The following is a 14,738-nucleotide window of genomic DNA, read 5'->3' on the forward strand; positions in this document are numbered from 1 at the left end:
GGAAGCCTTGGGTTCATTTGGTGGGTGGCGCGGTGTTGTCTGTCACTGAATCGGTCAGTGCCCGTGTCTGGAGCAGCGTTTGCGCATACAGTGCGTTCGCATTGGCTTCGACGGCCAGGCGGGCGATATTGGCTGTGATCTTTGCCTGCTTGGCTGCTTGAGCGGCAATTTCTTGCGCGATCTGGGCTTTGAGAGCCGTCAGGTCGGGGCCTGTGGGCAAGGGTCCGCCCGGCGCCAGAATGGTCAGCGCCCCGCCGATGGAGATGCCGGTGCTGTCAAGCGTCAGGGTGGTGGAGGGACCGAATTTGAGCTGGACGTTGCTGGCTGTTGCGCCCAGGGTGTTGCCGCCCTGTCCAAGGGAAGCGGCGTCCGAAGTCAGCCGCATGAAAGCGGTCGTGGCGACCGCGCTGACGCCGTTTGCCGTCGCGCTGACGGTATTGTTAGGATCGGCGGTCAGGGCGACACCGTTCGAGTCGGCCGTCAGGTTTGTGGTGGTGTTGATTCCTTGGGCGTCCGTGACCTGGAGCAGATGGCTGGGCGCCGACTGTCGATTTTCGCCACTCATGGTGGCCAGCCAGTTGCCGCCCCAGGACTGGATGTCTCCACCCGCATTGAGCCGGACTCGCGCGCCGGGGATCAGGGCGGCATCCGGCGCCTGCGCCGGGTTGAAATCGACGATGGTGGTGAGTGTCGGGTTTTTGGTGTAAGCGCGTTGTGCGGAGGTGGCTGAGATTTCGAGGGCTGCGGTGCTGACCGAGAGTCCCGCGGCCCCGCCGTTGACGGGGAGGGGACTGCGGACACCGAGAAATGCGGCGGGCAGTTTGTCCAGGGACAGGACGGACGGAGGATTGTCGGATAGCTGGTTGCTGGAAACTTTGGAGATGATGATTCCGACGATCAGGCCGATTGCACTGAGGATGTTCATGCCCCCGTTGATCAGGGAGAACACATAGCCTGGAACCGGATTTTCCAGGGTCATGGTATTCGTGGGGTCGTCGTCCGGCACGGCCGCATTGGCCTCTTTGACTTTTTCCTCGTCCTTGGTTTTGTCCAGGGCGATGGCAATGCCCGTCGCAGCCAGCAGGGAGATGACTTGTGCGCCGACGAGCACCCCCAGGATGGTCCGGAGGACCGCGATTTTTGCCGCGCCGGGGATGTCGTTGCCTGCGGACAGGACATTGTTGTTCAGGCCGTGGCTGGAGGCATCCTGGGCTTCTTGGACCGCGTGGCTTTTCTTGAATTCGACGCCGGCAGACAGGTTGGCGGACAGGTTGCCGCCAACGAACACGTCGGTTTTCATGGCAATCGTCAGATCGGTGAAAAGACCGATCGTGACGCTGTTCTTGACGCCGTACGTCAGATCGAAACTGGAGGCCGACGTGATGGTGGTGGCGCCGTTGCCGTACCAGGCGAAGTACTTTCCCTGGGTGTACAGGACCAGCCCGTTTTTGTCGCTGTCGTCTGCCATGATTTTCCGGAAAAATGGGGGGTTAGATCGAGCTCAGGGCCGCCATGGGGTCATTCGGTGGCGAGGGGGCCTGACTGTCGGACTGCCCCTGGGGGATCGTGCCGATGTAGACCATGGAGCTTTTGACGGGCGAATACATTCCGAAGAACTCCTTGCCGGGCCGATCGGACATGTTCAGGTAGTTGCCGCTGACCGAACGGATCGCGTTGCTGGTCTGATTGACCCGGTTCACGATGCTCGGGTGTTCGGAGTTGGGCACGGCGGAGAGAATGACGGGCTGGTCCGGATCCCCCTGGTTGAAGGCCAGCAGCACCTCGGAGCCGCGTCGCAGTGGAAAGTGCATGCCTTCGCTGCTGCCGGCATAGGGGGAAGCCATGCGCAACCATGAAGAGCCCTTGTTCAGCGGTTTGTCGGACAGATCATAGGGCAACTGGACCTTGTACTGGCCGAACTCGTTGATTTCGGCCAGTTTGCCGCTGCCCTCGGCATCAACCCAGGCGCTGAGGATGCCGCTGATGACCGGACGGGGCGTAACCCGGGGCGACCGGTATTGTAGGCCCGCAGGGATTGCCTGGAATTCCGCCGCATAGGTGGAGCCTTGTTCGCTGCGGTTGTAGGCGGTGTTTTTGCCTGCAAGCACCACGCCGGCCTGGGATCCGCGGTGCTGGACGCTGGTGATCAGGTAGCGGGTGTTGCAACTGTCCCGGAAATGATGGGTGACTTCCAGGAAGTAGCCGCTGCGCAGGCCCGTTGCCGGGGAACTGCCATGGTAGACGGTGCCTTGGGCATCGATTGCCTGGGCGCAGATGTCGGCCAGTTGTCGGGCGTGTTCCGGCGTGCGCAGGTTTTGCCCGTAGAGCATGTATGTGCCCTGGGTGCCCTGGGGGATGCGGCTCTGGTGCCGGACGTCGTCGGCCAGGCTGGCCTTGCGGTAATTGAAGTCCTGTACCAGGGTGGCGCCCGGCAGTTGCTTCTTGCGGCAGGTAAAAGCGGTGACGCAGCTGTCCTGGCGGTCGGTCTGGACGTTTTCGGGCGGGGTGTAGCGCAGTGTGGTGACGGCGGCCGGCTGTGCTTCCCGGTGATCGAGGATCGTCAGCACTTCACCCGAGGGGCTGCTGTCGTGGTCGAAGTAATAGTACAGACCTTCCTGTTCCATCCAGCGCGAGAGGAAATTGAAGTCGCTCTCCTGGAACTGGCAGATGAAGCTGCGTTCGCGGTAGGCCTGCGGGTTTTTCAGCAGCAGGCGCACATCCGGACCGCGTAGATTGTTGCGTTGCAGGATTTGCGGGATCAGCTGCGGCACGGTCTGTTCGTTCAGATAGACTTCGTTGAGCTGATTGAGGCTGGCTTTCCAGAGCCGGGGTACCAGGGTGACCTGGTAGAAGTAGGCCTGGTCGACGCAGCCCAGCTGTTCGATGCTGGCCAGCATGCCATGGTAGGGCGTGGTCCGCGCGGCGTCCCGGGATCGGATGGTCAGGGTGGCGGTGGCCTGCAGCGCGGCATCCAGATCGATGTCGCCTTGGTCGCTGACCAGGGTCAATTGAAACTCGAAGGGCTGGGAGATGGCCTCGTGGCCTTCCAGGCGGATGACCTGGAACAAGGCGGGCGACGGGGTGAGCGCGAAGGTGAAGATCAGTTCTTTGTCGGCGATGGCCATGGCGATCCTTCGTGAGGCTGGCTTCGGGCGGTGGAAAAAACCTGTATGGCTGTCGTCCCGGTGGTCTTTACGCCATGGTTCATAGCGTGAAAGTCAGCGACTGGTAGGCGCGCGTGTCACCGGCCGGCAACCAGCTGGTTCTGCCCAGCGATCCCCAGGCCTTCGTGCCCAGATGCAGCAGGCCCACGACGCCGGGAGCCGGTTGCAGCACCAGGCGGATGTGCAAAGGGGTCATGAGATAGTAACGAACCAGGAACTTTAGTTCCTCGAAGGCATCACCGCCCGGCAGCAGGCGGGGAAACAGGTCGGCATCGATCTGGCTGATGCGCACGGTGAGGTTGCTGGTACGGCAGCGGATTTCGCTGCCCAGGTGGGCGTCGTCGCCCAGGGTGCAATTCTGCAGGCCGAGGGTCAGCCGCTGCGGCTGCGGGATGGGTTGTTTGCGGATGTCTTGCTGGATGACTTCGATGTCGGTGTCCGGATGCAGCGCGGCAATGATGGTCTGCAGGCCCATGGCCGAACGCGGATGCTGGCTGAACAGGCCGGCGAAGCGCAGCAGGTGCGAAACCCCGGGGCGATTCAGGTAGCGCAGGGGGCGGCAGATGCCTACGAAGGTGTGGAAGATCTCCAGCAGCCGGTCGTCGCCGAATTCCTTGATGCGGATGTGGGCGCGGGATTTCAGCCAGGCCCGGAAAAACAGCGGGTACAGCGTCTGGCCGACAATGTCGAGGAAATCCCGATTGCTGTGGCGGCCATCGTGACGCTCGTCCAGCAGGTCTTCGGTGTAGAAATTGGGCAGCGGGGATGTGACCCCGTACAGGCCCAGGAAATTGGCGGTCAAGCGGTACTGGCCAGGGGCGGTTTCCTCGATGCCACTGAGGTCCATGCCTGGAAAGTCCAGACTGAGGTGGGGCCGTGTCCGGATGTCGGGTTCGCTGTCCGGGGTCGGGCGCGGCAGCAGCCGCAGCAGCCGGTAGGCCTGCGAAAATGCGAACCGCCCGCCCTGCGAGAGCAGCCGAGTCTTTAAAGGACTGTCTTGAGTCCCATGCGCATCGGCCATGTGAATCGGGTTCCTGTGTTTTTGTCGTGGATTTCGAAACGGGTGTAGGTGTTGATGCTGATGTAGCTGGCGAGGAATCGGTCCAGTACGCAGCCCCAAAGATAGAGGGTGCCCGTTCCCGGCCAGTTTTTCTCGTCGCAGCTGAGCACGATATGTTGGCCCTGCAACAGGCTGCCGCGCACCAGGCGGGACTCGGGCGTGATGGAGAGGTCCAGCAGGCCTTCGATTTGTCTTTCATTGGCGCTGCGCACGCTGTTGTCGTGGGAGCAGGTGGAGTTGTACAGGTGCAGGATGGCACGCAGATTGTCGATGCTGGCCAGCGACAGCAGATTCAGCGTGGTATGGCTGATCACGTCCCACAGCAGCTTTTCGCCGTGCGGCGGGTCGATGGCCGCCGTGACGGGTGTGATGTTCCGGAATGTGAAGCGTTCGGGCGAGGAACTGGTGGGCCGGGAAATGTCGCCCAGCTTCAGTCGCTCGGGCAGTGTCCGGTTGGTGCAGGTCAGGGTGAGCGAGAGCGTTTCGTTGGCTGGCACGTTCTGCTGATCGTAGACCACCGACAGGTAGGTGTTGATGGTGTTGCCCACGATGGCCGGCCGGATTGAAGTGCGGTAGCTGGCCTGGGCCGAATGGCGTGCGTGGGACAGCAAGGAAAACGGGACATAGGACCGGGGAGGCGCGCCGCCTTGCTGGTAACCGCTGACCGAGTCGATGGAGTAGATCTGGTGATGGGCGCGTTGCGTGCCGTGGGGCAGGACCGGATACTCCGACAGCTCGTGGTCGAGCTTGATGGGCTCGGCTTCGGTGGCGAACAGGTTGACCACCGGCGTGACATGCAGGGCGAAGTTGCGAGTGCTCAGGGACGGGAGGTCCTGGTTGTTCCTGGACAGAAAGAACTCGATCCGGAAGCGGCTGCCCTGGAGGATGCCATTGCCCTTGTCCAGGCCGGTCAGTTCGATGAACAGGAATTTCTGCGGCATGAACAGCAGTTCCTGCATCCAGCTGAAGGCGGGAAATGCATTGTCGGGATAGGGCAACAGGGGTTCGTCGAAGCCGGGGGTGCCGAGTTTCGGGGGCAGTGACACGGTGTGGCCGGCTTGGTCGCGCAGGCGCAGGGACTGGACCTGGTTGTTGAGCAGCATGAAAAGATTGGCCGCATCGACGGGGTCGCCCGTCAGGAACAGCCGCAGGCGGTCCGGCAGGGCGGGCGCGTCCGAGGCGCCGGGCGCGTGGAATTGCAGTTGCAGGACGTGGTTGCCGTCCTGGGTTTTTTCCGTGTTGACGGATTCCAGTGTGAGGGGCGCGATGTGCAACCTGGCTGTGGTGCGGAAGAGGCAGGAAATGCCTTCCAGGGGCGTGGCGGCGATCTCGGTGCCGGCCTCGATCACGGTCGTTTCATTGAGTGGGGCCTTGGGTGCGAAGGCCACCATCGAGGTCGCGGGCAGTGGTCGCAGGAACTGAGGCACCAGGACGCTGGCAAGTTCCTGGACGATTTCGGGAAATTCGTCGTCCAGTTTTTGACGCGTCAGGCCGTTCAGGAAGGCCACGCCCTCTAGCAGGCGTTCGACATCCGGGTCGGTCGATACCGATCCCAGCATCGGGGCAACCGCGGGGTTGGCCTGGGCAAATTCCAACGAGTGGGTGCGCAGGTGGGCGAGCTCGGTAGCGTAGAACCGGTTGAAGCGGGTGGCCATGGGTAAGATTAGAGGCAATCGAGCCGTCGATGGTGCCGGATGCCACGGATGGGTGTCAAGGGAGTAGGATACGTGTTTCCCCCCGATTCAGGGGGTTTGTGTGAGAGAACCCGGCATGAGCCAGATCCGCTTGTTGGAACGCCTGACCCATTTCGAAGACCCCGGTTTGTCCGATGGCGTTTCTCCAGATCGCCAGCTTTCGGAATCCATCGGGCTGCATCTCACGCGGCTGCTCAATACGCGGGCGGGTTCGGTGCCCATCGATGCCCAGTATGGATTGGCCGACATGAGCAATATTGCGGGCTCTTTCGCCGTCGGGACATCCGAGGCCCTGTCCGAGGCGATCTTGCGCCAGATCAGCCTGTACGAGCCGCGATTGCGGCAATGCCGGATTTCTGTCTCGTCCGAGCGCCGGGACGTGATCGCCTTGCGTTTCGAACTGAGCGGCCTGCTGGCGGCCAGCCGCGCGAATGCGCCAGACCTGCCGTTCTCGGTCAGTTTGCGGATCAATTCGGCCGGCCGGATCTTCGTCGACCGGCTGGCGCGGCATTGAAGGCCGCGCCAGCCGGTCGGTCCCGCGGTCCTGCGGGTTGATCAGACCGTTTCGCCCGCCTCCTGCTGGGCATCCACCACCGCCAGGGCCGTCATGTTGACGATCCGGCGCACCGTGGAACTGGTGGTCAGGATGTGCACCGGGCGCGCGGCGCCCAGCAGCACCGGACCCATCGCCACCCCGTGGCTGCCGGTCATCTTCAGCATGTTGTAGGTGATGTTGCCGGCGTCCAGGTTGGGCATGATCAGCAGGTTGGCCGGCCCTTTCAGCGCGGTGTCGGGGTAGGCCTTGACGCGGATGGTCTCGGACAGGGCCGAGTCCGCGTGCATTTCGCCGTCGACCTCCAGTTCGGGGGCGCGCTCGGCGATCAGGCGCCGGGCCTCAGCCATCTTGCGGGAGGACGCCGAGGGGCGGCTGCCGAAGTTGGAATGCGAGAGCAGGGCGACCTTGGGCACGATGCCGAAGCGGCGGACCTCCTCGGCGGCCTGGATCGTCATGTCGGCGACCTGCTCGGCGGTGGGGTCTTCATTGACGTGCGTGTCGCAGATGAACAGGGTCTGCGTGGGCAGCATCAAGACGTTCATGGCCGCATAAGTGCGCGCCGTGGGCTTCAGGCCGATGACTTCCTCGACGTACTTCAACTGGTTGTCGAAGCGGCTGGCCACGCCGCAGATCATCGCGTCGGCGTCGCCGCGCTGCAGCAGCATCACCCCGATCAGGGAGTTGTGCTTGCGGACCATGGCCTTGGCGATGTCGGGCGTGACGCCGTCGCGGCCGCGCAGCTTGTAGTAGGCGCTCCAGGTCTCGTTGAAGCGCGAGTCGTCCTCGGGATTGACGATTTCCACATTCTGGCCCGGCGTCAGTCGCAGGCCGAACTTCTGGATGCGCATGTCGATCACGGCAGGGCGGCCGATCAGGATCGGTCGCGCGAAGCCCTCGTCCAGCACCGTCTGGGCGGCGCGCAGGACGCGTTCGTCCTCGCCGTCGGCGTAGATCACGCGCTTGGGCGCGGACTTCGCCTGGCGGAACAGGGGGCGCATCAGTTGGCCGGAGTGGTAGACGATGCTCATCAGGGACTGCCGGTAGGCGTCCATGTCCTCGATGGGGCGACGGGCCACGCCGGAGGCCGCCGCAGCCTCGGCGATGGCCGGGGCGATCTTGACGATCAGGCGCGGATCGAAGGGCTTGGGGATGATGTATTCCGGACCGAAGGACAGATCCTGGTCGGCATAGGCGCCCGCGACCTCGGCGCTGCTCTCGGCCTGGGCCAGATCGGCGATGGCCTTGACGCAGGCCAGCTTCATTTCTTCGTTGATGACGGTGGCGCCGCAATCCATCGCGCCCCGGAAGATGAAGGGGAAGCACAGCACGTTGTTGACCTGGTTCGGGTAGTCCGAACGGCCGGTGGCGATGATGCAGTCGGGCCGGGCGGCCTTGGCGTCCTCGGGGCGGATCTCGGGGTCGGGGTTGGCCAGTGCCAGGATCAGCGGACGGTCGGCCATGGTGCGCACCATGTCCTGGGTCAGCACGCCGGGGGCCGAGCAGCCCAGGAACACGTCGGCGCCCCGGCAGACGTCGGCCAGGGTGCGGGCGTCGGTCTTCTGGGCGTAGCGGGCCTTGTTGGGCTCCATCTTCTCGTCGCGGCCTTCCCAGATCACGCCGCGCGAATCGACCACGAAGACGTTCTCCTGCGAGACGCCGAGCTTGACCATGAGATCCAGGCAGGCGATGGCGGCGGCGCCCGCGCCCGAGCACACCAGCTTGACCTGGCCGATGTCCTTGCCCACGACCTTCAGGCCGTTCAGGACGGCGGCCGAGGAGATGATGGCGGTGCCATGCTGGTCGTCGTGGAAGACGGGGATCTTCATGCGCTCGCGCAGCTTCTTCTCGATGTAGAAGCATTCAGGCGCCTTGATGTCCTCCAGGTTGATCCCGCCCAGCGTCGGTTCCAGGGCGGCGATGATGTCGACCAGCTTGTCCGGGTCGTGCTCGTCCAGTTCGATATCGAAGACGTCGATGCCGGCGAACTTCTTGAACAGGCAGCCCTTGCCCTCCATGACGGGCTTGGCCGCCAGCGGGCCGATGTTGCCCAGGCCGAGCACGGCGGTGCCGTTGGTGACCACGCCGACCAGGTTGGCGCGCGAGGTGTACTTGGCGGCGGCGGCCTCGCCTTCGGCGTGGATGGTCATGCTGGCGGTCGCCACGCCCGGGGAATAGGCCAGGGTCAGGTCGTCCTGATTGGCCAGGGGCTTGGTCGGCACCACGGAGATCTTCCCGGGGGTGGGGAAGGCGTGGTAATCGAGCGCCATCTTGGCGCGATCGTCTTTCAGGTCCATGACTGCCTGTGCTCCTGCTGGTGTCGTTTCATTCATGTCGCCGCGAGGGAAGGGTTCCAGTCGACCCGCTTCCGCCCGGTTGTTTGTTGAAGTGTTTGTTAATTCCAACGCCAACCGGACGAAAAACGGCCTGGAACGGGCGTTTTCGGCCGATCAGTTTAAACCCATGCCATCGGACGGGTATACTTTTGCCTTAATACGGCTTATGCAAGGCGTCGTACCGTTGCCTTCTGCCCCTGCTATCCGCCCATCGGTCTGGCCGAGTCGCGGAAGGTTGATCAATCTGCATCGTTCGGGTGAAGCACCCGTCAGGTGAAGCACACAATGCCCACGGAACAAGAACTCCAGTCCAATTCCTATTTGTTCGGCGCCAACGCGCCCTACGTAGAAGACCTCTACGAAGCCTATCTAGACAACCCGGGTTCCATTCCGGATCAGTGGCGCTCCTACTTCGATCAGTTGCAGCATCAGCCCGCCGCCGACGGCCGTGAGGCCACCCGCGACCAGGCCCACGCCCCGATCGTCGCCTCCTTCGCGCAGCGCGCCCGCGAGAACGCCTTCCAGATCCGCCCCGCGCAGGCCTCCGACCAGGCCCTGGCCATCGCCGGCAAGCAGGTCTACGTCCAGTCCATCATCGCCGCCTATCGCTCGCTGGGCTCGCGCATCGCCCAGCTCGATCCCCTGAAGCGCCGCGACCGTCCGGAAATTCCGGAACTGGACCCCGCTTTCTACGGCCTCTCCGAGGCGGACCTGGATCAGATCTATTCGGCCACGAACACGTATTTCACCAAGGCCGATACGATGACCATGCGGGACATCCTCAAGGCCCTGCGCGATACGTATTGCCACAACATCGGCGCCGAGTTCATGCACATTGCGGATCCGGCGGTCAAGCGCTGGATCCAGGAACGACTCGAATCCACGCTGGGCATCCCCGAATTCACCGTCGAGGAAAAGCGCCACATCCTGCGCCAGGTGACCGAAGCCGAAGGCCTGGAACGCTTTCTGCACACCAAATACGTCGGCCAGAAGCGCTTTTCCCTGGAAGGCGGCGAAAGCTTCATCGCCGCCATGGACGAAGTCGTGAACCACGCCGGCGCGAACGGCGTCCAGGAGATCGTCGTGGGCATGGCCCACCGCGGCCGCCTGAACATGCTGGTCAACATCATGGGCAAGATGCCCGGCGACCTGTTCGCCGAGTTCGAGGGCAAGCACGCCCAGGGGCTCAGCGACGGCGACGTCAAATACCACAATGGGTTTTCCAGCGACCTGTCCACGCGCGGCGGCCCGGTCCACCTGTCGCTGGCGTTCAACCCCTCGCACCTGGAAATCGTCAACCCCGTGGTCGAAGGCAGCGTGCGCGCCCGCCAGGACCGTCGTGACGACGAGGCCGGCGACCAGGTCTTGCCGGTGCTGGTGCACGGCGATGCGGCCTTCGCCGGCCAGGGCGTGGTGATGGAAACCCTGAACCTGGCCCAGACGCGCGGCTACGGCACGGGCGGGACGCTGCACATCGTCATCAACAACCAGATCGGCTTCACGACTTCCGATCCGCGCGACACGCGTTCCACGCTGTACTGCACGGACGTGGTCAAGATGATCGAAGCGCCGGTCTTCCACGTCAACGGCGACGATCCCGAGGCCGTGGTCTTCGTCACCCGGCTGGCCCTGGACTATCGCCAGCAGTTCAAGCACGACGTGGTCGTGGACATCGTCTGCTTCCGCAAGCTGGGCCACAATGAACAGGACACGCCGTCTCTGACCCAGCCGCTGATGTACAAGAGCATCGGCACGCACCCGGGCACGCGCAAACTCTACGGGGACCGCCTGGTGGCCCAGGGCGTGCTGGCCGCGGACGAACCCGACCAACTGGTCAAGGACTACCGCCAGTTGATGGAAGACGGCCAGCGCACGGTCGAGCCCGTACTGACCGATTACAAGAACAAGTACTCCACCGACTGGTCGCCGTTCCTGGGCGCCAAATGGACGGACCACGCCGACACCGGCGTGCCCCTGGCGGAACTCACCCGCATCGGCGAACGGCTCACCCAGGTGCCGGACGGCTTCACCGTGCACCCGCTCGTCAAGAAGCTGCTGGGCGACCGCCTGGCCATGGCGCGCGGCGAGCACCCCGTGGACTGGGGCATGGGCGAGCACCTGGCCTTCGCCACCCTGGTGGCCAATGGCTACGCCATCCGCATCACCGGACAGGATTCCGGCCGCGGCACCTTCACCCACCGCCACGCCGTGCTGCATGATCAAAAGCGCGAGCGCTGGGACGACGGCACCTACGTGCCCCTGCAGAACGTGGCCGAAGGCCAGGCGCCGTTCACCGTGATCGATTCCGTGCTGTCCGAAGCCGCCGTGCTGGGCTTCGAATACGGTTACGCCACGGCCGAGCCCAACGTGCTGACCATCTGGGAAGCCCAGTTCGGCGATTTCGCCAACGGCGCCCAGGTCGTGATCGACCAGTTCATCTCGTCGGGCGAGGCCAAGTGGGGCCGCCAGTGCGGCCTGACCCTGATGCTGCCGCACGGCTACGAAGGCCAGGGTCCCGAGCACTCCTCGGCGCGCATCGAGCGCTTCCTGCAGCTGTGCGCGGACAACAACATGCAGGTCGTGCAGCCCACCAACGGCGCGCAGATCTTCCATGTGCTGCGCCGCCAGATGATTCGTCCCTTCCGCAAGCCGCTGGTCATCTTCACGCCCAAGTCGCTGCTGCGCAACAAGAACGCGACCTCGTCCCTGGAAGACCTGGCCGCCGGCAGCAGCTTCCAGCCCGTGATCGGCGAAGTCGATGCGAACATCGCGCCCGACGGCGTCAAGCGCGTGCTGCTGTGTTCCGGCAAGGTCTACTACGATCTGGCGCATGCCCGCGCCGAGCAGGACCGCAAGGACGTCGCCATCCTGCGCATCGAGCAGCTCTATCCCTTTGCCCACAAGTCCTTCCAGGCCGAACTGCAGAAATACCCCAACGCCAAGGAACTGGTCTGGGTCCAGGACGAACCGCAGAACCAGGGGCCCTGGTTCTACGTGCAGCATCATTTGTACGAGAACATGAGCGATGGCCAGAAGCTCGGCTACGCCGGCCGTCCGGCTTCGGCTTCGCCCGCCGTCGGCTACCTGGCCAAGCACCAGGAACAGCAGCGCGCCCTGATCGAGCAGGCCTTTGCGCCCAAGCTCAAGAGCTTCTCGCTGATCAAGTAATCCGACCTCCCTCAAATACAGACAACACGGAAAAACATCATGGCCATTACCGAAGTCCTCGTTCCGCAGCTTTCCGAATCGATATCGGAAGCCACCCTGCTCAACTGGAAGAAGCAGCCCGGCGAAGCCGTGCAGGCCGACGAGATCCTGATCGAGGTCGAAACCGACAAGGTCGTGCTTGAAGTCCCGGCCCCGGCCTCGGGCGTGCTTGCCGAGATCGTCAAGGGCGACGGCAGCACCGTCACTTCCGGCGAAGTCCTGGCGCGCATCGATACCGCCGCCAAGGCCGCCGCCGCCCCGGCGGCGACCCCCTCGGCGCCCGCGCCCGCCGCCGTCGCCGAGGCCGCCAAGCCGGCGGCCAAGTCCTCGGTGGCCTCCCCGGCCGCCGGCAAGATCCTGTCCGAAAAAGGCATCGACCCCGCCACGGTCGAAGGCACGGGCCGCTCCGGCCGCGTGACCAAGGGCGATGCCCTGAACGCCGCGCAGTCGTCGGCGGCCCCGGCCGCCCCGGCCGCTCCGGCGCCGGTCGGCCTGGATGGCCGCCCCGAGCAGCGCGTGCCCATGAGCCGCCTGCGCGCCCGGGTGGCTGAGCGTCTGATCCAGTCCCAGACGGAAAATGCCATCCTGACGACCTTCAACGAGGTCAATATGCAGGCGGTGATCGACCTGCGCAAGAAATACAAGGATTCCTTCGAAAAGGAACACGGGGTCAAACTCGGCTTCATGTCCTTCTTCGTCAAGGCCGCCGTGGCCGCGCTCAAGCGCTACCCCGTCGTCAACGCCTCGGTGGACGGCAAGGACATCATCTACCACGGCTACTTCGACATCGGCATCGCCGTGGGCAGCCCCCGCGGCCTGGTGGTGCCCATCCTGCGCAACGCCGACCAGCTCAGCATCGCGGAAATCGAAAAGCAGATCGCCGATTTCGGCCAGCGCGCCCAGGCGGGTAAACTGGGCCTGGAAGAACTGACCGGCGGCACTTTTTCGATCTCCAACGGCGGCGTGTTCGGTTCGATGCTCTCGACCCCGATCATCAACCCGCCTCAATCGGCGATCCTCGGCATCCACGCCACCAAGGAACGTCCGGTCGTGGAAAACGGCCAGATCGTGATCCGTCCGATCAACTACCTGGCGCTGTCCTACGATCACCGGATCATCGACGGCCGCGAAGCCGTCCTGGCCCTGGTGGCCATGAAGGAAGCCCTGGAAGATCCCCAGCGCCTGCTCCTGGGCGTCTGATTCCGGACAGTCTTCACTGCGCGCGCGCCCGTCCGGGGCGCGCCCGGCGGGCCCGCGCATGACGCGCGGCCCGCGCATTCATTCGAGAACTCATCATGGCAAAACAATTCGATGTGATCGTGATCGGCGCCGGCCCCGGCGGCTATATCGCCGCCATCCGCGCCGCCCAGCTGGGACTGGCCGTAGCCTGCGTGGACGCCTGGACCAGCCCGGCGGGCAAGCCCGCCCCCGGCGGCACCTGCACCAACGTCGGCTGCATCCCGTCCAAGGCCCTGCTGCAATCGTCCGAGCACTACGAGCAGGTCAACCACCACTTCGCCGACCACGGCATCACGGCCAAGGGCGTCAGCCTGGACCTGGCCAAGCTGATCGGCCGCAAGGACACGGTGGTCAAGCAGAACAACGACGGCATCCTGTTCCTGTTCAAGAAAAACAAGGTGTCCTTCTTCCACGGCACCGGCTCGCTGGCGGCCAAGACGGACTTCGGCTGGTCGGTGAAGGTCTCCGGCAAGACCGACGAGGACCTGGAAGGCCGTCACGTGATCGTCGCCACCGGCTCCAGCGCGCGCGCGCTGCCCGGCGTGCCCTTCGACGAGGAACTGGTCCTGTCGAACGACGGCGCCTTGCGGATCCCCTCCGTGCCGAAAAAGCTCGGCATCATCGGCGCGGGCGTCATCGGCCTGGAAATGGGCAGCGTCTGGCGCCGCCTGGGCGCCGAGGTCACCATCCTGGAAGCCATGCCCGATTTCCTGGGCGCGGTGGACCGCGACGTGGCCAAGGAAGCCCAGAAGGCCCTGGTCAAGCAGGGCCTGGACATCCAGACCGGCGTGCGCATCGGCGAGGTCAAGACCTCGGCCAAGGGCGTCAACGTGCAGTACACGGACGCGGCCGGCGCCGAACAGAAGCTGTCGGTCAACCAGTTGATCGTCTCCATCGGCCGTGTCCCCAACACGCAGGGCCTGGGCGCCGACGTGGTGGGCCTCAAACTGGATGAACGCGGTTTCGTGGTCGTCGACGAGGACTGCCGCAGCAACCTGACCAACGTCTGGGCGGTGGGCGATGTGGTGCGCGGCCCGATGCTGGCGCACAAGGCCGAGGAAGAGGGCGTGGCGGTGGCCGAGCGCATCGCCGGCCAGCACGGTCACGTCAACTTCGACACCATCCCCTGGGTCATCTACACCTCGCCCGAGGTCGCCTGGGTCGGCAAGACCGAACAGGCGCTGAAGGCCGAGGGCCGCGACTACAAGGCCGGCAGCTTCCCCTTCATGGCCAACGGCCGCGCCCGCGCGCTGGGCGATACCACCGGCTTCGTCAAGATCCTGGCCGACGCCAAGACCGACGAGGTCCTGGGGGTGCACATCGTCGGTCCGATGGCCTCCGAGCTGATCGCCGAAGCCGTGACCATCATGGAATTCCGCGGCGCCGCCGAGGATATCGCGCGCATCTGCCATGCGCACCCGACCCTCTCCGAAGCCGTCAAGGAAGCCGCCCTGGCCGTCGACAAGCGCACGCTGAATCTGTAGC

General features: G+C 64.4%; 9 protein-coding genes. 4 read left to right on the forward strand and 5 right to left on the reverse strand.

All coding sequences use genetic code 11. From position 1 onward, the window contains the following. Positions 1-13 precede the first annotated feature (13 nt). From O4H32_RS07635 to tssF, 4 genes are all read right to left on the reverse strand, one after another. Positions 14-1,468, reverse strand: coding sequence for a hypothetical protein (locus O4H32_RS07635; protein ID WP_269357995.1), 1,455 nt, complete (start codon positions 1,466-1,468; stop codon positions 14-16). Positions 1,469-1,490: 22 nt separating this feature from the next. Further along, positions 1,491-3,125: a type VI secretion system Vgr family protein gene (locus O4H32_RS07640; protein WP_269357996.1), complete on the reverse strand. Its 1,635-nt coding sequence runs from the start codon at positions 3,123-3,125 to the stop codon at positions 1,491-1,493. Between the two features lie 79 nt (positions 3,126-3,204). Further along, positions 3,205-4,185 (reverse strand): type VI secretion system baseplate subunit TssG, encoded by a 981-nt coding sequence (gene tssG, locus O4H32_RS07645; protein ID WP_269357997.1) that lies wholly within the window; start codon positions 4,183-4,185, stop codon positions 3,205-3,207. After that, a complete protein-coding gene (tssF, locus tag O4H32_RS07650; protein ID WP_269357998.1) occupies positions 4,149-5,879 on the reverse strand; it encodes a type VI secretion system baseplate subunit TssF in 1,731 nt (576 codons plus the stop codon). The genes tssG and tssF overlap by 37 nt, the downstream gene beginning before the upstream one ends. Before the next feature lie 115 nt (positions 5,880-5,994). Here tssF and tssE point away from each other — a divergent pair, with 115 nt between their 5' ends. Further along, positions 5,995-6,432: a type VI secretion system baseplate subunit TssE gene (tssE, locus tag O4H32_RS07655; RefSeq protein ID WP_269357999.1), complete on the forward strand. Its 438-nt coding sequence runs from the start codon at positions 5,995-5,997 to the stop codon at positions 6,430-6,432. A 41-nt stretch (positions 6,433-6,473) separates the two neighbouring features. Here the strand turns inward: tssE and O4H32_RS07660 are convergent, their stop codons facing one another. Next, a complete protein-coding gene (locus tag O4H32_RS07660; RefSeq protein ID WP_269358000.1) occupies positions 6,474-8,768 on the reverse strand; it encodes an NADP-dependent malic enzyme in 2,295 nt (764 codons plus the stop codon). A 324-nt stretch (positions 8,769-9,092) separates the two neighbouring features. Between O4H32_RS07660 and O4H32_RS07665 the strand changes: the two genes are divergently transcribed. From O4H32_RS07665 to lpdA, 3 genes are all read left to right on the forward strand, one after another. Next, positions 9,093-11,975: a 2-oxoglutarate dehydrogenase E1 component gene (locus O4H32_RS07665; RefSeq protein WP_269358001.1), complete on the forward strand. Its 2,883-nt coding sequence runs from the start codon at positions 9,093-9,095 to the stop codon at positions 11,973-11,975. A gap of 39 nt (positions 11,976-12,014) precedes the next feature. Beyond that, complete coding sequence (odhB, locus tag O4H32_RS07670; protein ID WP_269358002.1) at positions 12,015-13,214, forward strand: 2-oxoglutarate dehydrogenase complex dihydrolipoyllysine-residue succinyltransferase; 1,200 nt, start codon at positions 12,015-12,017, stop codon at positions 13,212-13,214. A 95-nt stretch (positions 13,215-13,309) separates the two neighbouring features. Continuing rightward, positions 13,310-14,737, forward strand: a complete 1,428-nt coding sequence (lpdA, locus tag O4H32_RS07675; protein ID WP_269358003.1) for a dihydrolipoyl dehydrogenase — start codon at positions 13,310-13,312, stop codon at positions 14,735-14,737. Position 14,738 lies beyond the last annotated feature (1 nt).

The organism is Castellaniella denitrificans (assembly GCF_027214045.1).
GTDB lineage: Bacteria > Pseudomonadota > Gammaproteobacteria > Burkholderiales > Burkholderiaceae_B > Castellaniella > Castellaniella denitrificans_A.